This is a genomic window from Anaerocolumna jejuensis DSM 15929 (assembly GCF_900142215.1).
Taxonomy (GTDB): Bacteria; Bacillota; Clostridia; order Lachnospirales; family Lachnospiraceae; genus Anaerocolumna; species Anaerocolumna jejuensis.
This window is the reverse complement of the sequence record NZ_FRAC01000006.1, coordinates 551,943-577,583: the sequence shown is the minus strand read 5'-3', so window position 1 is coordinate 577,583 and position 25,641 is coordinate 551,943. Positions and strand designations below refer to the sequence as shown.

General features: G+C 34.6%; 25 protein-coding genes. 23 read left to right on the top strand and 2 right to left on the bottom strand.

The genetic code is table 11. The features are described 5' to 3' along the window. The first annotated feature begins 235 nt into the window (after positions 1–235). Positions 236–1,723, top strand: a complete 1,488-nt coding sequence (locus BUB77_RS02640) for a hypothetical protein (protein ID WP_073272628.1) — start codon at positions 236–238, stop codon at positions 1,721–1,723. A gap of 178 nt (positions 1,724–1,901) precedes the next feature. After that, on the top strand, positions 1,902–2,501 hold the full coding sequence (locus tag BUB77_RS02635) for an SOS response-associated peptidase (protein ID WP_073272627.1): 600 nt from the start codon (positions 1,902–1,904) through the stop codon (positions 2,499–2,501). A gap of 80 nt (positions 2,502–2,581) precedes the next feature. Here BUB77_RS02635 and BUB77_RS02630 read toward each other — a convergent pair whose 3' ends face one another. Beyond that, the gene (locus BUB77_RS02630; RefSeq protein WP_207650818.1) at positions 2,582–2,884 is read right to left on the bottom strand and encodes a hypothetical protein; all 303 of its coding nucleotides are present in this window, start codon (positions 2,882–2,884) and stop codon (positions 2,582–2,584) included. Positions 2,885–3,118: 234 nt separating this feature from the next. Here BUB77_RS02630 and BUB77_RS02625 point away from each other — a divergent pair, with 234 nt between their 5' ends. From BUB77_RS02625 to BUB77_RS02605, 5 genes are all read left to right on the top strand, one after another. Further along, on the top strand, positions 3,119–4,384 hold the full coding sequence (locus BUB77_RS02625; RefSeq protein WP_330392478.1) for a DNA polymerase Y family protein: 1,266 nt from the start codon (positions 3,119–3,121) through the stop codon (positions 4,382–4,384). Next, positions 4,381–4,626, top strand: a complete 246-nt coding sequence (locus tag BUB77_RS02620; protein ID WP_073272621.1) for a hypothetical protein — start codon at positions 4,381–4,383, stop codon at positions 4,624–4,626. Before BUB77_RS02625 ends, BUB77_RS02620 begins: the two co-directional genes overlap by 4 nt. Positions 4,627–5,405: 779 nt before the next feature. Continuing rightward, entirely contained in the window at positions 5,406–6,692 is a 1,287-nt protein-coding gene (locus tag BUB77_RS02615; protein WP_073272619.1) for a TerB N-terminal domain-containing protein, read from the top strand. A gap of 503 nt (positions 6,693–7,195) precedes the next feature. Next, on the top strand, positions 7,196–7,414 hold the full coding sequence (locus BUB77_RS02610) for a hypothetical protein (protein WP_073272618.1): 219 nt from the start codon (positions 7,196–7,198) through the stop codon (positions 7,412–7,414). A gap of 139 nt (positions 7,415–7,553) precedes the next feature. After that, positions 7,554–8,195 carry a hypothetical protein gene (locus BUB77_RS02605; protein ID WP_073272616.1) on the top strand — a complete coding sequence of 214 codons (642 nt, stop codon included), beginning with the start codon at positions 7,554–7,556 and terminating at the stop codon, positions 8,193–8,195. Between the two features lie 126 nt (positions 8,196–8,321). Here BUB77_RS02605 and BUB77_RS02600 read toward each other — a convergent pair whose 3' ends face one another. Beyond that, on the bottom strand, positions 8,322–9,038 hold the full coding sequence (locus BUB77_RS02600) for a hypothetical protein (RefSeq protein WP_073272614.1): 717 nt from the start codon (positions 9,036–9,038) through the stop codon (positions 8,322–8,324). A 227-nt stretch (positions 9,039–9,265) separates the two neighbouring features. Here BUB77_RS02600 and BUB77_RS02595 point away from each other — a divergent pair, with 227 nt between their 5' ends. The 16 genes from BUB77_RS02595 to BUB77_RS02520 all read left to right on the top strand — a co-directional run bounded on the left by BUB77_RS02595 (position 9,266) and on the right by BUB77_RS02520 (position 25,601). Next, positions 9,266–9,475, top strand: a complete 210-nt coding sequence (locus tag BUB77_RS02595) for a hypothetical protein (protein ID WP_073272612.1) — start codon at positions 9,266–9,268, stop codon at positions 9,473–9,475. 181 nt (positions 9,476–9,656) lie between these two features. After that, positions 9,657–9,995, top strand: coding sequence for a hypothetical protein (locus BUB77_RS02590; RefSeq protein WP_073272610.1), 339 nt, complete (start codon positions 9,657–9,659; stop codon positions 9,993–9,995). Positions 9,996–10,015: 20 nt separating this feature from the next. Next, positions 10,016–10,315, top strand: coding sequence for a hypothetical protein (locus BUB77_RS02585; RefSeq protein ID WP_073272608.1), 300 nt, complete (start codon positions 10,016–10,018; stop codon positions 10,313–10,315). Between the two features lie 20 nt (positions 10,316–10,335). Then, positions 10,336–10,626 (top strand): hypothetical protein, encoded by a 291-nt coding sequence (locus BUB77_RS02580; RefSeq protein ID WP_073272607.1) that lies wholly within the window; start codon positions 10,336–10,338, stop codon positions 10,624–10,626. Between the two features lie 2 nt (positions 10,627–10,628). Then, positions 10,629–11,141 carry a hypothetical protein gene (locus tag BUB77_RS02575; protein ID WP_073272605.1) on the top strand — a complete coding sequence of 171 codons (513 nt, stop codon included), beginning with the start codon at positions 10,629–10,631 and terminating at the stop codon, positions 11,139–11,141. 177 nt (positions 11,142–11,318) lie between these two features. After that, a complete protein-coding gene (locus BUB77_RS02570; RefSeq protein WP_084123872.1) occupies positions 11,319–15,392 on the top strand; it encodes a carboxypeptidase-like regulatory domain-containing protein in 4,074 nt (1,357 codons plus the stop codon). Positions 15,393–15,601: 209 nt separating this feature from the next. Beyond that, the gene (locus BUB77_RS02565) at positions 15,602–15,802 is read left to right on the top strand and encodes a hypothetical protein (RefSeq protein ID WP_073272600.1); all 201 of its coding nucleotides are present in this window, start codon (positions 15,602–15,604) and stop codon (positions 15,800–15,802) included. Positions 15,803–15,923: 121 nt separating this feature from the next. Beyond that, positions 15,924–16,838, top strand: a complete 915-nt coding sequence (locus BUB77_RS02560; protein WP_073272598.1) for a hypothetical protein — start codon at positions 15,924–15,926, stop codon at positions 16,836–16,838. Between the two features lie 13 nt (positions 16,839–16,851). Next, a complete protein-coding gene (locus BUB77_RS02555; protein ID WP_073272597.1) occupies positions 16,852–17,430 on the top strand; it encodes a hypothetical protein in 579 nt (192 codons plus the stop codon). Positions 17,431–17,642: 212 nt separating this feature from the next. Then, positions 17,643–18,017, top strand: coding sequence for a hypothetical protein (locus BUB77_RS02550; RefSeq protein ID WP_073272596.1), 375 nt, complete (start codon positions 17,643–17,645; stop codon positions 18,015–18,017). A 51-nt stretch (positions 18,018–18,068) separates the two neighbouring features. Beyond that, positions 18,069–18,785: a hypothetical protein gene (locus BUB77_RS02545; RefSeq protein ID WP_073272594.1), complete on the top strand. Its 717-nt coding sequence runs from the start codon at positions 18,069–18,071 to the stop codon at positions 18,783–18,785. A gap of 11 nt (positions 18,786–18,796) precedes the next feature. Then, on the top strand, positions 18,797–19,210 hold the full coding sequence (locus BUB77_RS02540; protein ID WP_073272592.1) for a hypothetical protein: 414 nt from the start codon (positions 18,797–18,799) through the stop codon (positions 19,208–19,210). A 163-nt stretch (positions 19,211–19,373) separates the two neighbouring features. Then, entirely contained in the window at positions 19,374–19,787 is a 414-nt protein-coding gene (locus BUB77_RS02535; RefSeq protein WP_139241084.1) for a hypothetical protein, read from the top strand. Positions 19,788–19,800: 13 nt separating this feature from the next. Next, positions 19,801–23,817, top strand: coding sequence for a hypothetical protein (locus BUB77_RS02530; protein WP_073272588.1), 4,017 nt, complete (start codon positions 19,801–19,803; stop codon positions 23,815–23,817). A gap of 240 nt (positions 23,818–24,057) precedes the next feature. After that, the gene (locus BUB77_RS02525; protein ID WP_073272587.1) at positions 24,058–24,411 is read left to right on the top strand and encodes a hypothetical protein; all 354 of its coding nucleotides are present in this window, start codon (positions 24,058–24,060) and stop codon (positions 24,409–24,411) included. A 458-nt stretch (positions 24,412–24,869) separates the two neighbouring features. Then, positions 24,870–25,601: a hypothetical protein gene (locus tag BUB77_RS02520; RefSeq protein ID WP_073272585.1), complete on the top strand. Its 732-nt coding sequence runs from the start codon at positions 24,870–24,872 to the stop codon at positions 25,599–25,601. Positions 25,602–25,641: the final 40 nt, after the last annotated feature.

The following is a 25,641-nucleotide window of genomic DNA, read 5'->3' as shown; positions in this document are numbered from 1 at the left end:
GTAGTATTTTAGATGACCGAAGAGAGTAGGTTTAAAAGTGCCTTTGTAATTGATTTGAGAGGAAGAAAAGGGTATCAAGTTCGTGAGTTGAATGAGAATTGGTAGATTAATGTAAAAAAACTTTGTAAGAATGTAATATATCTTATTCATATGGTAATAGAAAGGTTTACAGTCTTTTGTCAAACTGGTATAATATACCAGTATAGCTTAAAAATAGACAAAAGCGAGGTAAGGTATGGGAGAGTTTAAAAGATTATTAAATAGGGTAATCCCTTTAGTGCTGATTCTGGTATTAGTATTATCGAGTGTACCAATTTCAGCATCAGCAGCAACAAAGAGTTATATTGCAGAACCAACTACCTTTAAAATTACAATGGATGGGGTAGGAATAACGGTTAGAAATTATGAAATTGATTACAAGAGTACTTTATATGTAAAGATAAGAGATATAGCAAGTGTTTTTAATGGAACAGATAAGTATTTCAGTGTTGCTTTTAATAGCAAAAAGAACACTCTTACACTAACACCGGGTAAAATATACACAGATATAGGCGGAGAAAATAAGAAGAGAACGAGTAAATCAGTAAGCGATAAAGCCTATGATAAGGGAACGAAGTTATATTTGGGTAGTAAAAAGCAGAGTGCCAAGGTTTATATTATAAACGATGAGCAGTATGTATCTCTTACTTCATTAGCAAAGATAATAGACTTTTCTCTAAAAAAATCTAAAAGTACTTATAAAATAGATACAACAACAGGGTATTCAGATGTGGATGCTGATTCTTCAACACAGAGTCCTTCACTGTTAGTTCCGAGTGATTCAGCAGGATTATTGAAAAATCCATTTCCAAATGCGGAGTTAATAAGAAATCCAAGAACTGTTGATGATTGTATTAATATATTAGCATACTTAATAACAAATAATCTTATGACCTATACTTTTGACGTAGATATATCCTATGAAGAAGCAGTCAAAGAAGGAGGACTTCAAGACTTATTCAAGACAGCAGCAAATCCAGAGGAAACACCAGAATTATTTCGAGGCGCAATATGTAATACTGATATTAGCATTAAAAGGAATGGGACAGGTACTCAGGTGATAGTAAAATTTAAAGGTTGGAGTACTCAAACGGGAGATAGTCTGGCCAAGTTAAATAAAGAGTATTTTATCAAAACACAGGCTGCAGTACAAAAGTTAATTGATAGTGGAAAAATTACATCTTCCATGACCGAATCCAAGAAAGCATTCCAAATATTTAAGTGGATATCTCTAAATGTATTTCCTGTACTTGACGAGTTCGATGATAATCCTAAATATATGAAGGAAAGCAGCGCTACAGGGTATGATGCAATTGTTAGTAAAACCACCACAAGTATAGGGTATACAGCATTATATAATTTGATGTGTAGATTTGTTGGCTCAACGAAGATTAACACAATGCAGGGTACTTCTTTTGGTAGGTCACATATGTGGACATTTCAAGAGTTGGATGGGAAAAAAGTTATAACTGATGTGGCAAATGGATTTGCAGATGGAACTGAGTTTATGCCTGCTTATTTTGCAATGCATACAACCGAAACAGATTACTATCTAAAATGGGATAAAGTAAAATATGCAGATTATGTTTCAAATTTTGAATATGTAGAAGATGTAGGAGATGAAACGTTTGATGAATGGTATAATGAGAATTATGGCGACGGGAGTGATATAGACTCAGAATAAATAAAACCAATAAGGGTAGGTTATCTTAGAGGGTATTCCTACTCTTTTCTATTGCTCAATATGTTTTCCTTGGCGCTTCGCGCCCCGCATCCCCAATCTCTCAATTTTTCAATTTGATGGTGTAAGTCAATGCAAATTTAGGTATAATAAAAAAAAGCCATTAAGGGAGGGTATCAGTATGTGTGGAAGGTATTATGTGGATGATGAAACTTCGAGGGAAATCAAGAAGATAGTAGAAGAACTGGACAAAAAACTTGGTAACACAAGTGCAAAAGCAAAGACAGGCGAAATCTTTCCCACAAACGATGCAGCTATCTTAGTGGCAAAGGGTAGTAAAATAGAGCCGGATATTCTGAAGTGGGGTTTTCCGAACTTTAAAAACAAAGGGGTCATCATAAATGCTCGGAGCGAGACAGTCTTTGAAAAGCCAATGTTTAGAACAAGCCTAACTTCAAGGAGATGTATCATACCAGCAAATGGTTTTTTTGAGTGGAATGCTAATAAGGATAAAATCTATTTCACACCTCAGAATGAAAATATTATGTATATGGCAGGTATCTTTAATCTTTTTGAAAATGAGTCGAGGTTTGTAATACTGACAACGAGTGCAAACTCCTCAATTGAGGATGTACACGACAGGATGCCTTTGTTACTAACAGAGAACCAGATTGAAGAATGGGTATTTGATGACATGCGAACCTCAACAATCTTAAAGCAGACCCCATACTTACTTAACAGAAAGAGTGATTTTGAACAACAGACATTGAATTTGTTTTAGGGTATTATGACTTAAATTAAAGGCACGGTCAACCAACGTGCCTTTAGTAAATCTACGCTATTAAAATGCAATTTGCTTAATCAGTTATTTTCTAAATAAATTATTTCTTTTCCGTTTTCTTTAGCATATTCTATTTCATTTTTTACACTATCGCCAATATACCCATCCACATTTACAACAAAAATTGCATCTGACAAATCGATTTTTATTCTGTGTAATTCACCTAATAAATCTTTTTCGCATTCTGTCAAATCTCTATCCAAAATATGAGGTATAATTCCTATTACAACATATTCATTTTCTAGTTCTAGCCTTTCAGACATTTCTTGTATTTTATTCCAAAATCTTACCGAACCACATATTGTGACAACTTTTCTTTTCACTACTATTCCCCCTGATAAAATAAATCAAATTCTAATTTATTTAAGAATACCATAAGCAAGGCTAAAAATATAGGCTATGTTGTAATCCTTGGTTATATATGGGTATCTGCTTTTATTGGCGCTTCGCGCCCCGCATCTTCAAGGTCAAATTACTTTGTAAATTGTAAATGATTTCATCTTGAAAAACGAACATTTGTTTGATATAATGACATCAAAAAGGAGGCGAACATTTGTTTGGATAAACTAATTTTTCATATCGACGTGAATTCAGCTTTTTTGAGCTGGGAAGCTATTTATAGGCTTGAACACCAAGGCGGTACAGTTGATTTAAGGGATATCCCTTCTGCAGTTGGTGGTGACAAGGAGAAGCGTAGTGGTATCATTCTTGCGAAATCCACATCAGCTAAAAAATTTGGCATCCAAACAGGTGAGACTATTGGGGATGCTTTAAAAAAATGTCCTGAATTAACAATAGTACCGCCTCATTATAACTTGTATGAGAAATGTTCAGCTGAATTTTTTGATATCCTTTATAGATTTGCTCCGATAGTTGAAAAATATTCAGTGGATGAAGCCTATTGCGATATGACAGGTACCGAGGGTCTTTATGGTTCTCCTGTTGTAACAGCAAATCTAATTAAAGACACAATATATAACGAGTTAGGTTTCACTGTGAATGTAGGTATTTCAAACAATAAATTGCTTGCAAAGATGGGAGGCGATTTTTCTAAACCCAATAAGGTTCACACACTTTTCCCTGACGAAATCCAGAAAAAGATGTGGCCTTTACCTGTATCTGAACTTTTCTTTGTGGGTAGAGCTACCACGAAGAAACTCTTTAACTTGGGTATAATGACCATTGGAGATTTAGCAAAGGCAGATTTAAAGTTGTTGAGAGCACACTTAAAATCGCATGGAGAAGTTATCTATCTGTTTGCTAATGGAATAGACCCCAGTAGGGTAATAGGTACTCCTCCGGCAGCGAAAGGGTATGGTAATAGTGGCACAATACCTTATGATATAAACAAAGCAGAAGAAGCAAAATTAAGATTACTTGCTATTGCTGAAAATGTCTGTACTAGGCTGAGAATGGATGAGGTAAAGATTTCTGTGGTTGCAGTGTCGATAGTGTTTTATGACTTTACCCATATATCGCACCAAACCACGCTGTTTTCAGCTACCAATGTCACTACAGAGATTTATAAAGCAGTCTGTCAACTCTTCGATGATATGTGGGATAAACGCACCCCAATCAGACAACTGGGTATCCATACAAGTAAGGCGGCAGAGGACGATGGTATCTTTCAATATAACTTGTTTAATTTGGATAACTTAGAAAAGCAAATAAATTTAGATAAAGCAGTTGATGAAATTCGAGACCGCTATGGTAACGATTCAATAATGAGAGCTTGTTTCTTAAACACTCAAATCTATCATATGACAGGTGGGGTAGGTAGAGAGAAGCTTTCCGTGAATTATGACGAGGTAAAAGTATTATGATTCCAATCGATGTTAATGCCACATTTAATACTCTAGGAGCAATAAAGCCAATCTATGTAAGGATGGAGGATGACAGCCATATGCTGCATACCTATAAGATACAAGGGGTAGAGTTCTCGAAAGAGGATAAAAAAGCCGGGATAAATACAATTGTCTTTGTCTGTTATATAGAGGATGAGGGTATCCAAAAGCAATTGAAGCTCTCATACAACCTCAATTCTCACAAATGGGTACTGCTATGACATTATCTAATTCATCCCGATAGGCGGGGCATATAAAACCATATGCCCCGCCTATCCCCGCTTAACCAGCAGGTCAGTATTGTAAACATTGTATTTCCTATGTACTTATACACCTTGGCAGTTAAGGGTAAATATTTTTTGACCTTATCAAGACCTAATCAAACCAATGTGATAACTTTATAACCATTACCATTTTAGCCAGGCATAAGCCTAAAAAATCTAAGCCTTATTATTTCAAAACCTTATCATATAAGCATTTCAGCATCTTATCTAAAAACCTTGTAATTCTAAGGTTTCTCTGTATCAGCAGGAAATTCATAAAAACCAGCCATAATTCTAAGAGTACTAAAAAAATCATCTGATATTTTAGGTGGACACATGCAAAAATTCACTAATTCAAGATTTACAAAGTGAAATGGGTATTTATCTTACAATTACAAGGTATTTAACCAATCAAAATGTTCCTCCATTTTTATTATTTTTCGTAGTGGACAGCACGCTGTTTTACTTATCAAATGGGTATTTCAGTATCAAAAATAGGTTATATTTTGGGGTGGTCATTTTCCCAACTTTGGGCAAAAATATGGGCAGAAGCAAAATTTTTGGTATGACATAAATGAGGGACAGAAATTTTAAAATTTTTTCATATGCCAAGAACATAAATCCGGGACATAGATATGTCACCAGTATAATTTGTATAAAGGTGTTAATGATGTGGGTTTACTTATAACTTTGTTAGAGTTAAAATATTTCTATAGTTAAAATATGGGGGTGTTACTGTGGAATTAAGTGAAGTTTATTCGAAACTAATCGATGTTAGTCCGTTTACACTCAATTTTAATATGGGTGGAATGGTTTCAGAATGTATGTTATCAGTGTATGATGGTTTATTAGAACAAGACTTTGATGATGAAATACCAGAGAATGGTATAAAGTTGGGAGAAACGCGCGAGCAAGCAGAACTGTTAAAATCGGAATTACGTGTAATGAGAAGTAATCTTGAAAAACAAATAGAAGTAAGTAATGAGGAATATAAGAACTCGATAAAAACGAGAGAAGAAGCATTTTTATATAATGCTGAGCTTTTGAGAAATATCGACGCATATAGTGGTAGTGTTGATGAAGCCTATCAGAAGTATGCTAAGAATTATCCTGACTTTGATATTGAGACTTTTACATCATACATATATTGGAGAACACAAGTTAGGAACAAGAGGTATATTAAAGCAGCACCATGTTTTATTTATATGTATTTAAGGGAACTATGTAATTTTACTGAAAAAGAAACACCCGAGGAAGTATGGGGTATATTAAATGAGATGTTAAGTGCTTACTCTATTATGGAGGGTTGTAGTAGTATTACTCGATATATTAATAATTCGATGTTAGACTTTTCTTTACTTTATGGCGTACATATTGAAAATAGCGAATTGTATGTAAGAGACGCTTTACTGAGAAAGTATGAGGATACATTAATTAAGTATAAAATAAGCATAGGTAATTTTTCAAATACTTTTGATTACTTTAATAAACATTCTTCTTATAAGATTACAAAAAGCCGTTTTTATAGTGATAGATATATTGATGTAATTAAAAAGTGCTTTCCTATAGTCATGGAGGATTTATATAAATTTTTTCAAGATAGTAATTTACCAGTATTTAATTTATGGGTAGGAGAATTAGTGGATTGCCCATATAGGCTAGAAGAAACGATATATACAATAAATAGACAATATTATTCTGATAGATATATTCAAATTGATGATATATTTCATCTAAATATAGAAAACGAAAAAATAATGACAAAACAATTGCATGCATATAAAAATGATAAGGGTATGTGTGTATGTGGGCGTTCATATACAATGATTTATGTTCTACAGTGCTTTGAAAATGAACTTAGAAAGATAGTTGGTTTTAAATACAAACTGCATCCTAGTAATAATGAGATTGAGAAAATGTTATCGCGGTATGATGCACCATTGCTAAAGGAAATCATTAATATTTATACCTCAGAGGAGTTTTTGAGTACCGTTAGAAATGCTATTGAAAAGGCAATTAAATAATCATTGAAGGAAGTGGTAATGCTACGGTGTTGCCACTTCCTTTTTAAATGTCAAAAATAATTTTTATAACATATAAAGTCAGTAAATGGACAGAAAGAGCCAAACCCACTGCAGTTTAATCTATATTAAGGGTAGAAAGAACAGAAAGTGGGTAATAAATCTTGAAATCAATTGAACATACAGCCAAAGAAATAATAACTCAGATACTTTTGCCGGATGAGGAAACAGTATCCGAGGACTTATTTGAAGATTTGTGTGATATCCTCACTTATGGGGTATCTTCAAAGTCAGCTATAGCAAAATAGCTTTTATATAAATCCCTTTATAAAGTTAATTAGTAATACAAGCGAGAGAGCCGGGGCATATGGGTTACATATGCCCCGGCTCTCTGTCCCGCATAATGCAAAAGTTGGTAGTAAAAAGTATAATATGGACACCCATCAGACCATATGGACAATTAAACCTACTCTAATTAAATGACAGAAAGAGGGTAGGTGCTCAAGATGTTAAAAGCAAAAGTAGATGAATTAAGAAAAATCAAGTTAAATGAGGACTTAGAGAATCCAAAGGAAAAAGAGTTAGGTGAAGACTTTATAAAGCTAATTCGGGGTATTAGCGAACCTGCAATACATAATGATACACAGTATGCTTGGGATTCTGGTTATGTAAAGGCTTTAGAGGAAGTCAGTGAAATTTTGAAGAAACGGGGTATTTGCAGATAATACTCAAATGATAGGAGAGGGCAGCATTTTGAAAATGCTGCCCTCAAAATTTGAAATAATAATACTATATTTTTATATGCTTTTTTGCTAAAATATTATTGTAATATAATGGTTACAAAATAAATCTGGAGGAAAATTGATGGGGAAAACTAATGAAATAAAATATTCAAACTTAACAAGCATATATTTTACTGCTAAGGGTTTTCATAATAATTATGAATATTTAAAGAAAAAGCAAGTAGAATCAAAGGATAAAATAGCTTATGATAGTACTATGCCTGTTGCTGCGACAAATGGTTTTTTTGCAATAGAACTTTATCTTAAGCTTATATACTCATTTGATTATTGGGAAAAAAATGAAAGAAGCAAAGAAGAGCCATCTAATTTAACACAATATCCAAATGGACATAACTTAAAAGGGCTATTTGAATATATAGATGAGAACTCTAAAAGTGAAATAACAAAAATGTTATCTTCTAAAATTAGCAAGGACCAACTTTTAGCTAACTTAGAGAAATATAAAGATGGTTTTATGGATTGGCGCTATTTCTTTGAAAAAGGTGATATCTATGGTGATTATTATTTTATATCAAATACATTAGAAGTCTTGTATTCATATTGCGAAATCTATATGAATCATAAGTCTTATACCAATGAAAATTGGAAAGATGATTTTTCTCGAACAAGTGTAACTATGCATCAGGAGCCTGTATCTACGATGGAAGAGTTGAATGCAGTACTAGGAAAAAGTTTATCAGAAATAATTTATGATAAAGAATAGCTCATTAATTTCATAATGATTGGCTTGGGTATAAAAAAGAGGGTATTTCATAAGACATTTGTGACTTGTAGGATACCCTCTTTGTTTGCTCTTGACCAGTATGTAAAGATAATGCATGAAATAAAATTATTTGTTCTCACTAGAGTTCTTATCAAGTTTCGCTTGAATATATAATATATTTTTAACATTTAGAGTAGAAGCATAATCACTTAATGATTTTTTATCATCATAGAAATCAGCAATTTTATGGTCACCTATAAAGCATTGAAAAAACTCAGAATAAAAACTTCCAAGGTTTTTATAATGCAATTCTTTAGTGGTAACAGTATTAACACCGCGTGCCTTTACATGCTGTGCTGATACCACAAATACACCATCTTCTGTATATAGAAAGAAGAATGAATCTGAAGTAATTTTGAGCATATTTGAAGCCTGTTTCTGAATATCCGGATTATCGCCTGAATAGTATTTTCCAATTTCTTTATCTGCGTGTGGTTGGCATATTTTAGATTGAGCAATAAAAGCTTTTTTGATTTTTTCTGCTCCTAAATCCAATTCTAAAAACCCAGCTAAATCTGCACCAAATTCTTTTTCAGCATCATCTTTATAAGTATATACATTAAAATGTATTCCATTGATACTTTTACCTTTTAAGGCCTTAGAAATTCTACTCATTAAAGATTCATTCATTTTGCTTCTTAAGACTTCGGTTATCGCTTCTTCTCTACCTTCGATTGAAGCATCTTTACTTTTTAAATACTCGTTTATAGTATCCATTGCAATATTATTAACAGCTTTGTTAATCTGTTCTTGTAAATCTTGAGCTACAGCTTTTTGATACATATACCATCCCCCTTGGGCTAATTTGGATATTTTTTCTACATTATAAGATAAAATGGTAAGTTTTACAACAATTTCAAATTACAAAATGTCTAATTTGTAAGATATCTCAATGATACATATATGTATAAACATATTTATATAAATATGCATAAACATATTGACAAACATATTGGCACCCGCTATATTATAGATGCAGATAAGATATAGGAATGGAGGGGGTAGTTCATATGCCACAAGTTACAAAGTATACAAGTAAGGTTTTAGCGAGCTTCGAACCTTTAATGCATAAGGAATTACAAGCAATAAAGGATAAAGAAAATGTTGAAGTTACAGAATCAATAAGATTAGCATGTGAGCCTTACATAGCGGAGCACCTTACATTAGAAGAACGAGCAGAAATTAAGAAAAAGTATTTAGAAGAGTTAAAGAATAGATAAGCAACCAACTGGGTTAGTTGGAAAGCATAGAGTTAGAGGACTATATAGCACCTAAGGGGTATTGATACTCCGGGGATGCAGTATGGTTCTTTTTTATTACAGTAATATCAGAAAATTAGGACAGTTATTATAACAGATACATTAATGGGTATATAAAAATAATGAAGGGTAGGTAACCAATATGTTATCAAAAGAGCAGAAGATTGAGAAATTAATTGAGTTAGGCGGTAATCGTTGGACAAAGGCAGGTAAAGATAGAATTTACTTCAATAGACCAGTATTCGAGAAACTGCTTAATATCCAAACCTCTTACTATAACTCAGGTAATTTAAGCGGCTTTTGGATGGACGGAGAAGTAAAATCCAATACACAAGGAAACCGAATATTGCGTGAATTAGAAACAGGTAAATTTTACTATGATATAGCAGATGATAAATTTTGTTACTATATTATTTATGGTAATGATATAGCAGAGAAATTAAGGTCAATTATAGGACCTGCCGAAGCCGAGCAGAACTAAGAAAAGGAGAGTGTTAGATTATGGGAAAAGCAGTAACTGTAATAGCTTTATTAGTAATGGTTTGTGGACTTATATATGTGGGTAAGCCTAATAATGATAATGTAGTGTGTAATGGTAGCCTGTTATCAAATGTGGATGGTACCTTATCCATTGGTGCAAATTTCTCCACAAATAGAGATTATGATTACATTGTGACTGAGAAAAATAAGCAGAAAGGATTGGTTTTAGAAAAGGGTAAATCTGCTTTTGTACCAATCGGTTTTAATACAGTTACAGTAAATGACTTAGAGGGTGAGACACTTAGATTGGATTTTAAATAATTGAAGAGAGGGTATTTACTATGAGGAGAGCAGTTTTTAGTTTTGTAGCATCAATAGTAGTTTTTGGAATTTATTTGCACATGTTTAGAAATGACCAGTTATTGGTAAGTTTGTATTTAAGGGACACACAAGAGGTAGTGCAGTTTATAGATACAACTTATGTACAGGTTTTAAAAAGTTTTGAGATAGTGGCAGCCAATGTGATAGCAGCTCTGTGTGGGGTGGCTTTTGCAAGAATGATAAGTAATGTTGAGTTCAGGGTAGGAAAAGATAAATTTGCCGAAGCCGAGCTACAAGAAGGAGAGTATTAATTATGGTAAGGAAGTTTAATAATTTCAAGTTTTTTGTGGGTTTAGTAATAAGTATTATGTTTGTGGTGTGGTATATAGTATCTGCAGTACTATATGGGGCAGGTTCTGAAACAAGTGTTAGAATAATAGCTTTGGCTGTTTGCTTAATAATACTTGCACCAAAATCAGAATTATCTATGTTAGAGCGAGTATATGGTTATAAATTTAACTGGTTTAAAGACCCAGATATTGAATTAATCGAAACGGGTAAAATTAATGGGTATACAGCCTATGCGATTGGAAAGGAAAAAATAGAATCACTTTCCCAAGGCAGCAAATACATAATCATATTTGCGGATAATAGAAACAAGAGTGGTATGCTGATAACTGAATATAATAAAACCTTTATTGATAGTAATATAGCAGAGGTAAGTGAGTATTTAGACAACTTTGCAAAAGACTGGAGATACAGTAATAGTCTTAGAGGTCTGATAAAAGACATCAAAGCAATTAGAGAGATGAAGAAAAGTTGCTGAGAGTTTCAGCCAAAAAGATTTAGAGAGTTAAAGGACAATTAAGAGATATGGGTATTCAGCCAAATTGAAGCCCAAATGCTTAAGATTGTCCTTTTTGATTTGTATAAATGACAGTTATAAGGAAAAGTGGACATAAAAAGAGACAGAAAAGACCATAAGTAATGGAAAATAAAAATAATGAAAGAGAGGAAAATAGCGATGATAAAGAGGGTGAAAGATAGAGCAATTAGGGTAGTTTCTATGGCAATGGCATTATTCTTGGCAGTAGGTAATATAGGTACTGGTGTTACTATAAAAGCAGCGGATACATATTCAATGAGTTATCATTCTGAGATTTATTTAGATTCTGGTGAATTATTTGATACATTGTATCATGACGATGCTTTTAACGATTACTATATGACAGACATTGATACAAACTCATACAGTAGCGGAGATACTATAACTATACAGCGGAAGCCATTTTATAGAGAGGCAGTGGAGGGTAGTGCAGAATTACATAATGACATTGACGTTGATGTAAAGTACCCAAATCTGCAATTCTTAGGCTATAAACTGTATAAATCAGTTGGTGTTACAGTGCAGTATGTGGGTATTTGCCAAGTGGGAGATTCCTTTATTAATGATGGTGCGAGTTATTACGTAGAAGGTGTTTATCACGATACCAACTCAGGTAGTTCAATTGCATATGCAGCCGAAAATTTGACATCAGGTGATTACACATATAACTTAACTATGGATAACAAGGCAGTGATTAAGCAGTTTACAGGCAGCGCAGTAGGTACAGTATCAGTACCAAATTCTTTGGCTGGGTATCAAGTGACAGAAATTTTGTCAGGAGCATTCACTAATCTTTCTTCTGGTGATACCTTAGAGATACCAGATAATATGATTGTCCACGAATATGCAATCAAGAATTATGCTCCGGGAGTTATAAGATTAGGGCAGAATATAGTATTTCCAGATTCAAATCCAGTTTTTGGTTACCTAGGTTTTCCAAGATATTTGGAAAATGCATATGCAACAGATGGAGCTGGGTACTATAAGCAAGTCTTTATCAGTCCTAATACCACATGGGTAAAGCAACATGAGATAACCTATGCTCGTAATGATGGTACAGACTATACATACACTGATACATCACGGTATATTGCTGGTGAAGATGTATCATTAGTAACTCCACAAAAACGAGAAGATTATGAGTTTTTGGGTTGGACATTAGCACAGGCTTATACTGAGGGAGATACCTTATATAGTGCTAAATATACTATGCCAGCAGATGACGTTTTAATGTATGGTCAGTGGGAAGTAAGTGAAGATTTTATAGTAACCTATGACACATCAGCAATAGGTGGTCTTGGTACAATTACAGACCCAACAATTTATAAAGCAGGCGATGAAGTAACAATTCTTGATTGTAGTTCCTCCGCAGCATCAGGATATGAAATCGAGGGTATCTACGAAAATGCAGATTATTCAGGCACAAAATACTCTGCCGGAGATAAATTAACAATCACAGGTGATAAGGCCTTATATGTAAAATATGTAGCTATCGGGTATCACTTAACTTTTAATCTAAATGGTGGTACAGGTAATTTGGCAGAAGATACTAATGTTCATAAAGCAGGCGATGTTGTAGTTCTTCCAGATTTGACAGGTCTGACGAGGACAGGGTATAAACCAATAGGTTTTTCTACAAGTCCTTTAACATTGAGCAAATCAGCATCGTTAATACCATTTGGGCCAAATTTTATGAGTGGTATGGATATGATTTATACAACTAGTTACAGTGTATTTGATAACACATTGCTTTATGTAGTATGGCAAGAGGAAGAGGTTGTAGCCGGAAATTATATTACATATTTACCTAATGGCGGAACAGGTCTTGCACCAGTGGATAGTACTAATTATAGTGACATTTATAATATGAATTTTACAGCTAAGAAAAATACTTTTACTCGTGAAGGTTTTGATTTTGGCGGTTGGAATACAAAAGCAGATGGCTCAGGTATTCCAATTTCAGAGGATGAAGTTAGAAGTGCATTTACAGTGTTTGGGTTGGGAGCTGGTAAATTATATGCTCAGTGGACACCAAAAGCAAAGCAAAAGTTTAATCTTACATTTGATATGGGTATTGCATGGATGTATGTATCTGCTCCACCAACTGCACAGTATGACGAGGGTACAGAGGTAAGCTTACCAATTCCATCAACAACAAGCTTTATGACTTCTTTAACGCAAGGATATGCATTTAATGGTTGGGACATACCAAATCCTTATACAATAACAGCCGATACTTTTGCAACAGCACAGTGGCAAGCATTTTGTAAGGTAAGTTATTCAGGTGGTGCAATGGTAGCTAATGTACCGTTTGATAGTAATAGCTATCAGCCGGGACAAACAGTAACAGTTATGGGTCCAACACCGTTAACGGATGGATTTACCTTTACAGGGTATTACATAGAGCAGTTAGGCGTTACAGTGCAAATTGGAGATACCTTTACAATGCCGGGAACAGGGGCAAATCTTACAGCACAATGGACTCCCAATGCAGTAATCCCAGTAGAAGAAAAGTATCATGCTTATTATAGCGCAGGTGCAGATACAACAATAATTACACCAGTAGATACTAATGAATATGCAAAAGATGATACTGTAACAGTAATGAGTGGAATTATAGTAGATGGGTATACCTTTAAAGGATGGTGGTGTACAGAGCTATCTAAGCTGGTACAGCCGGGCGAACAGCTTACTATGGGTAAAGCAGATTTGCACTTTATTGCAATGTTAGAGGTAAATCAACCTCCAGTAGTAGTTCCTACTGACCCTACACCTACACCCGACCCTACACCAGTTGTAACAGGCCCGGCAATAGAGATTACACCTACACCGGAACCAACAAATCCTCCGGAACCAACAGAGGAACCGAGTGTTACACCGGAACCAACAAATCCTCCAGAACCAACGGAAGAGCCAAGTGTAACCCCAGAGCCGACCAATCCACCAGTTCCAACGGAAGAGCCTCCAGTAATAGTAACTCCTACACCAACTAATCCACCGGCTCCAACAGAAGTGCCACCAGTGGTAGTAACTCCAGAACCAGAACAACCTGTCATTGTAACACCTGACCCTGTTCCACCCGTTGTTGTAACACCTGTTCCAACAACCCCGGAGCCTACCAAGACCCCGGAACCAACAAAAGAGCCAGAAGTCATTTATGGTAGAGTGTTTGGTATAGTCATAGATACAGATGGTAAGCCAAGGGTAGGCGAAAGGGTAGAGCTACACTCTAAGCCAAGGGTTACTTATACTGATACCGAGGGTAGATACAGCTTTGAAAACGTGGAATTGGGTAATCATACTATAATCTTAAAGGGTTCAAAAATAGTGGAAGTAAGCGTTATTGTTGTGCATGATTTAACCTCAGGTGATAAGCAAGAGGTCAAGATAGATGATACAACAGAGGTAGTAACAGGTGCAGTTTCATTGGACGAGAACCAAACCGAGAGACAGATTGATTTTGAATTGGTTAAGGATGTGGTTGAAGATACAACTGATGAAGAGCCAATCGATGACACTACCAAGGAAGAGGATAAAACAGTAAAAGATGACACTGATAAAGGTAAAACCTCAGAAGATAACACTACTAAAGGTGATACAGATAAGAAACCTGTAAAAGTTGAGGATAAAGCTGAAACAAAGCAGCCTACACCTACACCATCTGTAATTGACCCTGAGATAGTAGAGCCTGAACCAACACTTGAACCAGAAAAACCCCCAGTAGATTTGGATGTAACATTGGGTATTGACGGGACAGAAGAACCAGAACCTACACCGGTGCCAGAAGTTGTTGAACCAACACCTTCCCCAGAACCTGTTAAACCGGTTCCTAGTCCAATAATTCCAATTGTAATTGCTATTATTGGTACAGTAGTTGCAACTGCAGGATTTTACTTCTTCTTTATCTTAGTGCGCAGAAGAAAGTACATATATGCAGTAATCAAAGATAAGGATGGTAATGTTATTGACCCTGAACGTCAAATTGCTAAGGTTGATAAAATGTTAGCAAGAGTAAATCTTTCAGATATCGAGGACATCTTGGGTAGTATGGAAGGTGTAACAGTTACAATCGAGCAGGCAACAGCAAATAAGTTAGCAGATTACAAATTAGAGATTATGGTAAAAGATAACGTTATTAAGACCTATCAATTTGAAACAGAAATTGAAGAGGATGTTATCATAACACTGTAATATCGCATAATGAAAGGATTACTCACAAAGGGTAGTCCTTTTGTTTTGGTTCAAGAAAAGTTTATAAATATTTTATAATTGACTAAAAAAGTACCATTTAAGTTGAGATAACAATTAGAACCTATATAAAGTGTCAATACAGGTGGTATTGACACACTGTATATACCGCGATACACTACACTTAGAGAAGAGGAAAATATAACCAGATTATGAAATGGGGCGAAAAAATGATTGATACTAAATATATGAAAAATAAAGAGGGTAGAAGAAAGGCAAGAAGTATAAAAATGTTTGATTGGGAAACTAAAAGAATTGATAAAGCAGCAAGAACAATTGGTTCAGACAGGTCAGAATTTATGAGAAGTTTAGCATTAACTGAATCAGATAAGATATTAGGTAAGGAAAAATAAAGCTACACAATGGTTTTGGGTAGTTAAGCATAGAGTTTTGGACAATAAAGGTTTAGTTGATAATGAGGTGTCAACTATCCATTATTGTCTTTTTTATTTTTCGAGAAAGAGGGTATTTTCAATGCAGATTTATGATAAGCAAGTAATTAATAGTATGGTGACTTTTAATTTAGTTAGTTCAAATGGTCAGATTATGGCAGTTATAGAGGATAAGAGTCATTTACTAAATCGCAGAGAGTGGTTTAATCGCGAGGACGTTAATAACCCAAATTATTTAAAAGAACTGAAAAAGGCAGAGAAAAGAGCTGAGAAAGCAAGAAAGTTAGGTAAAGACCCAATTGTTGATACAACAGCTTCCTTATCTGTGTTTGGTAAAGAGATTGACTCAGATAAGTTTATCAAGGGATTTAATACAAAGCTTAAAGCTGATGAAAAGAGCTTTACAGCCTTAAAAGAGGGTAAGATTATATATGCACATAAAGAAATTGAGGAATTACAATATGTAATCGACCAACTTGATACAGAGGAAGATACAATTTCCATGATGCATTGGATACAGTTTGGTAAAAGATTCAAAGAAGAAATTAAGGCATGGAAAGCTGAAAATGAAAATCGAGATAGAATGAGAAGTTTAGGGTATGATGACATCCGATGCTTTCCATTATCCTTTTTAGCACAAATACTATCATGTATTAGTTATGATATGGGTGCCAGTGCTGAATGTTTGGAAGATTATCAATCACTTAAACATGGGTATCTTAATAAATTTACGCAAGGTAGAGAATGTATAGAAAAAAGGATGATGTGTCCAGTTCTTGAATCAAGTTTACTTTTTAATGATTTGTCAAAATTTAAAGCAGTATCACTTAAATCTGGTCCTAATTTATCTGAGCAAGAACATCAGAAAATAGCAGATGAGTTTATCAAATTGGGTAATATAAAAGCAGTTGTACAGAAGTTGAAGTACACAGAAAAAACAGTTAGAAAGTGGGTTGACTGTTTGGTACCCAACAAAGAATTGTTTCTTATAGCATAAGGTGGTGATTGCTATGAAGCTTGAAAAAATTAGAGCAGCTATTGTAATTCAATATGATTATCACGATTTTAAAGCTATAACAACCAATCTTGGGGGTAATCCAGCTTACACAGGAGCTTTATTAAATGCAAAATATCAGAACATATTTGAGGTTGAAAAATTATTAAAAGAAGGTGATTTGGTTTATTTGGCGGAGAAGTTATATCCTAAGCAGTATCAAAGACATGAGTATATTATCTACCATGCTAAGGATTACAGAAATTATTTACAGCCAAGAACAACCTGTAGCCTATATAGAGATGTCATTGCTATGAGTAAGGGTAGGCCAGTGGAAATCGATAAGATATCTGCTGAAAAGTATAGGACTTTGTATGAGTTGGCAAATGAACGACAGGTAAGGTGCTTATATGTATATAATGTTGCGGAAAGTAGATGGTATACATATAGAAAGGTAAGCAAATATAAGGTCGAAAAGCAGAATGTGGATTATACAAGGTATATTCTTAATCTTCTTTATAGCAAAGAAATCAGGAATTTTACAAAGGATAATAAGGAGTGGCTAAAGGAACATGGAATGGATATATATTATTAAATCCATTTTATTAAGACCTAAGTATCTGCTGTCACAAAGTAATCATAGTGGTCTGCTTATCTCTTAATAAGAGATAAAAAATAGAATTACATATATAGGAAGAAGGCTGTAAAATAAGTGTTTTTAGAGTATCTGGAACACAAATAATGGGGTATATAAAAACCTTTATATAGCAGCGAAAACTAAGAATTTCAAGAAATGGGGTAGATTATATGAAGAATAAACAGGATATAGATAAGCAAGTTGCCTTAATTGTAAGTAATGTGATTGCGGGTGTAGAGAAAGATTTATTTAGTCAGTTAGATTTTAGCGATTTGCAGAGACAGTTAGCAGAGCTTAAGGTAACGGTATCAGTTATGCCAGATGTTTTAAGGAAATTTACTAAAGACCAAAAAGTTATATCAGGTGTTCAAGATATAGTGAAAGAGTATCAGAGATTGATTACTCAACAAGAAAAGGAGTTGGAAAAGATAGATGCTGTAAAAGAAGCAATTGATAAAACTATGTGGTGTATTGCTGGTGCAACACAGCAGATAACTCAATTAGTATTAGATAAAGAAACAGATAGTAATGGAAATCCGACATAAATCACTGCAGTAAAAGCAATAGAAGTAAGTTTAAGTAGAGGGGGTTATGACATGACAAGGGTAGAGGAAGCAAGGGCAGAGAGAGCAAAAGAAGTCTATAATAATATGGACCCGTTGGGGTTGGGAGTAGTAACATCTTTCGATGATTTGAATAATGCAGTAACAGATTTTAATGCAGAGGCAAAGAATGAAGCAATTGCTGAGAAAGTTGTGGCAGTAAAAGGTGAAGTTAAGGCTGAGGTAAAAGCAGAATTAAAAGTAGAGTTAAAAGATGATGTCAAATCAGAGGTTATACAGGATATGGAGACTAGATTTAATGAGTTGACAGCGCATCTTGCAGAGCAGAAGCAGGAGCAGAGAGGTAGCTTAGAAATTGATGGGGATGATACCTTACATAGTATAGGTGATTTGCAGATTGTTGAGGAGGCCTATGAAAAAGAAAGATTAGCCAGAGCAGTAAAAGAGGTTCTGCCGGAAACAATGGTACAACAGCAACCAGAACCAGAAGCTAAGAAAGTCAACCCGATAAGAAAGTTTTTTCTTTGGTTAAGGATAAAGATAAAGAATAACTTTATTTTTAAGATGTTTGTAGATGCATTGGTATCAGCGCTGGTTATGTTTGTTATTTATGAGGGTATTTATCTCTTTATGGATTTCAATGCACATAATGATAGTTATAATTTTATATCTTCCTTCTTAACAAGTATTGATGTATTAAAAGGGTATTTAGGCAATTTATATGAATTTCTGCAGAAGCAAATGAAATAGGAGGCGGTATTATGAGACTATTATGTTTTGGGTATATAAAGATATGTGATAAAGAGACAGGAAAAGTCCTTTTGGGTAAGCCAGTCGCTTTTAGTTATCAATATTTTGAAGTTGATTTAACAAAAGTGGTTAAGGGTATTGGTTTAGGTAACATTATCGTAAAATTGGATAAGCGAGCATTAAAGAAGCTAAAAGGCGATTGCCTTGTCCTAGTTGATGGTAATAGAGAAGCAAGAGTATCATTAGCCGGGGTGGATACAACAAAACCTTTGGTATTAACAGATTTGGAGCAGTATTTCAAAGCTACCGAGGAAAAGGAAGATATTTCACAGTGCATTAATCACGAGATGACTTTTCTTTTTGATGAGCTATGGTTATTGGAGAACCAAGAGAAATTTACAGATATGTTGGCTGGTAGAGCATAAAATTAGTTAAAGGATTTCAGAGTGTTTCATCTTTGAAGTCCTTTTTGTTTGCTATAAATTAGTGAGGTTTAAATTACAGATGGACATAAGCAAATCCAGTATACACATAAATCACTACAGAAAAATCTACTTTAATAAAGAGGTAAGGTAGGTGGTGATATGGATGATTAAAGATAAAGATATTGGGCAAAAGGTTTTACAGATGTATCAGCAAGGGTATAGCCGGAGAGCAATACAAGATATGTTGAAAGTGAGTGAAGCTCTAGTCAGTCGTTATCTTACAAAAGCAGGGTATAGAGCAAGAAGTGCCCCAATAACAGTTGAGCAGATTGATTATATTGAAGATTCCTATAGTAGTGGTCTTTCTATAAATCAAATAGCAGTTAATTTTGGAATAAGCCAATATGCAGTGCAATGTAAACTGAAACAACGTGGATATGACCTTAATGATAAGGTATCAGAGAAAGAAAAAGAGTACATACAGAGTTTGCGGGGAGAGGGGTACACAATAAACGAAATTATGATGAAAACCGGGCGTGGTTGGCAGACAGTAAAAAACCATATTGCCGGGAAATGAGGGGGTAATAATAATGGCAGAACAACAGAAGATAGTAACACAGAGAAGATATCAGGTTGTAGTAAATAGAATTACAAAGACAAGGATTTATAAGGATAATTTAACCGAGTTAACAAAGAATATAAATGAAAAATGGTCACCTCATAATAAAAAGGCTTTGATATTTGATGCACTAGGTTTTGGTTACATCAATTTTAAAACAAATGTGTTTGATACTAAATTGATGGGAGTATATAAATTTAATGATATTGTGCCACCAGATGTAGTAAATGCAGAGATACAACGGGGGCGAAATCCGTTCAAATCTACAAGACCTATGATAAATGCAGTAATTGAGCCTTATATTATGAGTAACGTTGAAGAGATTATATTTCACAAGGGTAATTTTGCAGATTTTCCTTATGATTTGCAGTTTGAATTACAAGGTATACAGGCTTTCCTTAATCAAAAGGCGAAGACACATTGTGTAAGATTACAGTGGTTTATTGAGGTAGAGCAAGAGTTCTCATATGACCTTTATCAAGGGTATAATCCAGATAAACAAAGTATCCGAAGTTTTTTTGAGGAGAAGAATGTTGCTTGTAAAGTATATGAGTTGCAACCTGAAAAAAATGAAGCTGGCTATTTGACTAAGTATGTATTAAATAGTGGTAATTATAAGTATGACGCTAAATATGACCCGAACGATAAAAATTGTAAAGGTGAAGAATACAGTTTATCAAAGTACTTTTATGAATATGACATGGCAGCCAAGAAAGTCTTAGAGGAAATGCAAAAACCTAAGGAGAAAAAAGAAGGCACAAAGAAAACTGAGGAACCAGTTGTATATGATGCACAGGTAGAAAGTGCAGTTAAAGCTACATTAAGCAAGTTGGAAACTTTCTATTCTCCACTTTGGGGGAAGAAGTATGATGCCATCTTTTGTGATACTGGTTTAAAGTATACTGTATCGGGTAGAAATATCTACAATAGAAATAAGTCTTTAGTGGATGCAATGTACTCAGCTTGGAAAGAAACATCTAATGTAGTAAATGTTGCTGATGTTGAATCACCTAAGTTTACTATGAAAGATGATTTCTCACCGGGTTTTCATCATTCAGTACTAAATGATAAGGTGTTGTGGATAACAGGGAAAGATGGTCAACCTGCTATAAAAAAACAATTATATAAAAAATATCTTGAAAAATATAATGAATACTATTCTTCTAAACCTGAACAATTAGATATATTAGAAAGAAATCTTACTAACTGTTTTGTTGTTAAAAGGTGGGGAAAGAATGATGTATTATTAAGATTTACAGGTATAAGACCAGAACAGAAAGAAGAGTTTGAAAGAGTATTTAGTGAAAGGTTAGCAGCAACCTATCGTGGTGGCAGTATGGCAGGTATGATAGCAAACTGTGAAATTAGCAAAGAGGGTATTGGTACTTTAACTTATATTATTAATTGGCAAGAGTTCTTAGATGAAATCTTATTTGCATATAAGCAGTACACTGAAAATGGAGTAAAGCCAAGTCTGACAAATGCTTTATTAGGATTGAAAATGGATGGTAGTCCGTTATCTATAAATCTTGTAGAGACAGGTCAAATGCTTACTACAATCCTAGCAGGTTCCCGTTCTGGTAAAGGTACTTTAACAATGGGATTATTGGCTTCTTTGTTTGGTGCAGGTGGTAGTATTGTTTATCTTGACAATAAGCCAGATATAGGCTCTATGTTATGGGATTTGGAAAGAGAATATGCAAATCAAGGATTGAAATTATTATCATTGGATGTAGGTAAAGAAATGCATGAGTTTACAGGCTCTACACCATTAAGAACAGGTGAACTTAACTTATTACCAAATGATGCGCATCAAGCGACTGCTTTTAGAACACTTCGATTGTGTAAATTATTTCAGCTTGTGACACTTTTGGGTAAGCATAGTAGTGAAATCTCTAAGAAATTGGGTATTACTACAGATAATTTATTCTTTATTATTGATGAGTTGACTTCCCTAAATGCAGATTATACTACTTTAGAGCTCTATGTGAAAGAAATGAGTAAAAAGTATAAATCTATAGCTGATAAGCAGAAAGCAACCGATGAAGATAAAGCATTGGCAAAGTATTATGCAACCCTTGAAAATATGATAATTCAGATGAATATTGACCTAGTTCAAGGTCTTACAAAGGACTGGGGTATGTCAGGCATCAGAGTAATCTTAGTAGGTCAAGAGTTAGGTGCAAAGTGGAAAGTAGCGGGTAAAGGTTTCAATACTTCTTTTGCCGGGTTATTAATGAACTCAACCCATAAGACCTTAGCCGGAAGAATCCAATCCAACCCTAATACTTATAGATTTGGTAAGTCAGGTGCAAAATTAGCAGAGCAAACAGGTGTATTTACATATAGCCAGTCTGCACCATCCCCAATTGATGCAGCAGGTAGTTCAACTTTAGGTTTAAATATAACTCAACTGCAAAAATTTCAGCAGTTTAGGTCATACTTTTCCTTAGTAAAGAACGATTTTAATTATGAGGAATTTGAATCTGAGGGTGCAGAAGATTATGTAATCAACCATCCAAAGAGATTTACCACACAGTTACTAAGCAACTATATCAATAAAGGTGAGGATGCTATTAACAGGGTAGTTAATGAGTTGTACGATGCTGAAGCAGGTAAAAACAGAGATGAAATATCATTTTCTGGATTGATAAAGGTAATGCAAGAGAAAGCTGGAGTATCTGATGAAACATTGATAGCTAATATGAATAAAGGATATCAGATTTTAGATGGTTTATTCAAACTATTAGGATTAGCACAATACAATCACTTGGAAGAATATTTGTGTGATTGTAGTCCAGAGGGTGTCTTTACCTTAGCAGAATTGAAGGGTATCCTTGGTTTGGCAGGTGGTACTGCACCTAGAAAGAAAGTAAGTGAGAGTGTTGATTTTGAGGAAGAACTTAATTTCTTCAACGGTTCAGAGCAGAATGAAAACTCACAGTACCAACAAACAACACAGACCGCTCCGAAACCTAAGACACAGCAAGCAAAATCCGACCAGTATCAGCAACAGGCAGCTAAACCTCAACCTAGTACCGATGAACCTGAAGTTACTTATAGATTTAAAGAGCCTGATAGAAATACAGCTTATAAATTTGCAAAAGTTTTACGCGATGTGCATATTAATGTACCTGATAAAATGGCTGATATGTGTGACAAAGGTGGAGTATTTAATAAGTTGTATGTAATGCAAGAGGTGACTGCTCTAATTTTAAAAGAGATAAAAAGTCATTTTGGTTCATTTAATAAAGTAACACAATTTAAAGTTACTTCAGAGGGTTATATAATTATCAATGATGTTGCAATAGCACCGCAGTTTAATGACTACTTTATAGATAGATTACCAGAGGAAATGCAATATAATGCAAGAGAAGGGTATTTAGCCGACTTGTTTAGTATGAGAGCAATTAATAAATTTAAACATTTGCGAGAATTCGAGATTGAAGATACTGGATTTGCTACAGGTAGAGTGCAAATAGAACTTGGTCTAAAATCTAAATCGTTTACTAATCTTTATGATACTTTTCATAATCTACAGAGTATTATTATTGGTGGTATACCTTATGTAAAAGGTGATGTGTTGCAAAATTTTGTGGAACCAAGACCTAGATTAAAAGACCTCAAAAATAGTATGTCAGCAATAAATAACATGAAAGTAAATCCTGATACCTTGGTAGGTAAAGTATTGCAAAGTAGAGTAGTTAAAACATTGGTTTGCTCTTTAGGGTGGACAGGTGGATTGACCGTCGCTTGGGGCTTGGCTGGCCTTATGGGTCCTTGGGGATTATTGTTTGGTATATTATTTGGTTCAAAGATAGTTACAGATTATAAAAATTCAAAACCACAACAACCTCAAACAATTACTCAGCAACCACAACAAAATAGTGGTCGTGGTTATAATGAGGGTAATAAAAAGAGTGGTAACACAGGGACTAGTAATCAGAGACAGAGTAACCAAAAGCGCAATAGTACTAGCAAAAAATGATAGAGAGCATAACAGTTATTACAGAGATTAACCATATAATAAGAAAGATACCTAATACTAATCAGTGTTGGGTATTTTTCTTTTTGTCTCAACTGCATTATGGCAAGGCTTCGCCTTGCCCCGCATCCCGTTCATCCAATCTATACATTAATATCCTTATAGTTGTAATTAAAACTGCTTGAGTAAATCAACCACACGCGGTAATATGAGACAAAATAAGGGAAAAAACGAGGTGACAGTGTGGGAGAGGAAGAAAACAAGCGGTATCTGCTGAATACCTTAAAGCTGACTGTTCAGATTGAGGGTATTCAAAAGGAAATCCAGATATTGAAGCAATTTTATTTTAATACAATCGCTGATTACAGATTTGACACTATTTGCAACAAATACCAATGGCAGATACTAGAGACAGAATATTTGGATGAAAAGCTTACCTTGTGCGAAATAATGTACCTTGAAATAGTGGATTATTTGACAGAAGAAAGCAAAACCCTGATTGATATTCAATATCCTGAGTGCTTGGGTATTGAAGATGAAACACAGTTTGCCCCGGTTTTGGTAATTCCTATTGATGAGAACCTGCCTTTTGACTAAAAAAGTATATTGAGCAGTTGTAAATTAAGTAGTTGGACATAAACAGAGACATAAAAAGTTATAAAAGTAAGAGAGAGGTATCAATCCAGTTCGGAGCAATGATATTAGAAAAATGGTAAATGGAGCAACTCGAAGAAGATTACAAAGGGGGTTCTTTATGTTTTTTTCTATCCTATGCAACTTGTAATCATTGGAGAGTTTGAGACTTGCAAGCAATAGAAAATATGCAACCCGTAAGTATAAGAGATTATGTGATAATCAGTGGGGGAGTAGGCAATCATAAAAATGTGTGGCTTCAATATGCCTCATATAATACATTTCAAGGTATTCCAACACATCACTTCTTCCGCAACAATCCAAGGTAAGGGAACGCCGTCCAGCGTTCCCTTACCTTGGGGAGATAGATTAAGAGTATGCACTATTGTTAAAGACAAAAAAAGAGTAAAGGAGCATTACATATGACACTAAAAAAGTTAATAGAAACCGCAGTATCCGGGTTAATACAAGAGTACCTAAGTCCATTGGAGCAAGCAAAGATAACCAACTTTATCATTGATAATTCAACCCTTTCAGTAACCCAAACATTATTAGCAGTAGAATCAGCATCCCTCTTAGGTATTGGTATTGATATAGCCTCCAAACCTATACCAAATTACAAATTTATAACCTTCTTCTGGGGCGACTTAGACCCCGATGTTCAGCCAGAAGCTGGCTTGCCAGCGCGAGAGTGGTTTATTCTCTCACATCGCAACTTGGAACAATTGGAGCGAATGCTAATTGTACGTGCCTATGATGACAAAGATAATGATTTTCTAAAAGGCGAAATGGTAGTCTTAATCGATGGTATCTTACAAGAGTACAAGGTGGAGAGCGAACCCCTTGGTAAGGGCGAGATTGGATTGGCAAGAGAATATATAGAATGGGTAGGAATAGAACCTTATAAAATAACCTATGCTATGGGCACCGAAGACCTCACAGAGACTTTTTCTTCACAGTATCAAGCCGAATTAAGAGTACTCCAGTTGCTAAGAGATGAAGCAAGAGGCATCCATGTAATAGAAACCTTAACAGACCGTGAGCTGCATTTTAGTGTTAATCAATCTGTATATGATACCCGTCCTTTAGTAGATGACTGTGACCTCAATATTATGTGGCACCCATGGGAGATACTTGATTTTACAGATAAATAAAGAAAAAGGATAGAGGGGTACTATGAGAAATGAAGTCTTG

What these genes read in the sequence shown, in the direction of transcription:
- BUB77_RS02640 (WP_073272628.1), top strand. Translation starts at nt 236, where the DNA reads ATGGGAGAGTTTAAAAGATTATTAAATAGGGTAATCCCTTTAGTGCTG.
- BUB77_RS02635 (WP_073272627.1), top strand. Translation starts at nt 1,902, where the DNA reads ATGTGTGGAAGGTATTATGTGGATGATGAAACTTCGAGGGAAATCAAG.
- BUB77_RS02620 (WP_073272621.1), top strand. Translation starts at nt 4,381, where the DNA reads ATGATTCCAATCGATGTTAATGCCACATTTAATACTCTAGGAGCAATA.
- BUB77_RS02610 (WP_073272618.1), top strand. Translation starts at nt 7,196, where the DNA reads ATGTTAAAAGCAAAAGTAGATGAATTAAGAAAAATCAAGTTAAATGAG.
- BUB77_RS02605 (WP_073272616.1), top strand. Translation starts at nt 7,554, where the DNA reads ATGGGGAAAACTAATGAAATAAAATATTCAAACTTAACAAGCATATAT.
- BUB77_RS02600 (WP_073272614.1), bottom strand. Translation starts at nt 9,038, where the DNA reads ATGTATCAAAAAGCTGTAGCTCAAGATTTACAAGAACAGATTAACAAA.
- BUB77_RS02595 (WP_073272612.1), top strand. Translation starts at nt 9,266, where the DNA reads ATGCCACAAGTTACAAAGTATACAAGTAAGGTTTTAGCGAGCTTCGAA.
- BUB77_RS02590 (WP_073272610.1), top strand. Translation starts at nt 9,657, where the DNA reads ATGTTATCAAAAGAGCAGAAGATTGAGAAATTAATTGAGTTAGGCGGT.
- BUB77_RS02585 (WP_073272608.1), top strand. Translation starts at nt 10,016, where the DNA reads ATGGGAAAAGCAGTAACTGTAATAGCTTTATTAGTAATGGTTTGTGGA.
- BUB77_RS02580 (WP_073272607.1), top strand. Translation starts at nt 10,336, where the DNA reads ATGAGGAGAGCAGTTTTTAGTTTTGTAGCATCAATAGTAGTTTTTGGA.
- BUB77_RS02575 (WP_073272605.1), top strand. Translation starts at nt 10,629, where the DNA reads ATGGTAAGGAAGTTTAATAATTTCAAGTTTTTTGTGGGTTTAGTAATA.
- BUB77_RS02570 (WP_084123872.1), top strand. Translation starts at nt 11,319, where the DNA reads ATGAAAGAGAGGAAAATAGCGATGATAAAGAGGGTGAAAGATAGAGCA.
- BUB77_RS02565 (WP_073272600.1), top strand. Translation starts at nt 15,602, where the DNA reads ATGAAATGGGGCGAAAAAATGATTGATACTAAATATATGAAAAATAAA.
- BUB77_RS02560 (WP_073272598.1), top strand. Translation starts at nt 15,924, where the DNA reads ATGCAGATTTATGATAAGCAAGTAATTAATAGTATGGTGACTTTTAAT.
- BUB77_RS02555 (WP_073272597.1), top strand. Translation starts at nt 16,852, where the DNA reads ATGAAGCTTGAAAAAATTAGAGCAGCTATTGTAATTCAATATGATTAT.
- BUB77_RS02550 (WP_073272596.1), top strand. Translation starts at nt 17,643, where the DNA reads ATGAAGAATAAACAGGATATAGATAAGCAAGTTGCCTTAATTGTAAGT.
- BUB77_RS02545 (WP_073272594.1), top strand. Translation starts at nt 18,069, where the DNA reads ATGACAAGGGTAGAGGAAGCAAGGGCAGAGAGAGCAAAAGAAGTCTAT.
- BUB77_RS02540 (WP_073272592.1), top strand. Translation starts at nt 18,797, where the DNA reads ATGAGACTATTATGTTTTGGGTATATAAAGATATGTGATAAAGAGACA.
- BUB77_RS02535 (WP_139241084.1), top strand. Translation starts at nt 19,374, where the DNA reads ATGATTAAAGATAAAGATATTGGGCAAAAGGTTTTACAGATGTATCAG.
- BUB77_RS02530 (WP_073272588.1), top strand. Translation starts at nt 19,801, where the DNA reads ATGGCAGAACAACAGAAGATAGTAACACAGAGAAGATATCAGGTTGTA.
- BUB77_RS02520 (WP_073272585.1), top strand. Translation starts at nt 24,870, where the DNA reads ATGACACTAAAAAAGTTAATAGAAACCGCAGTATCCGGGTTAATACAA.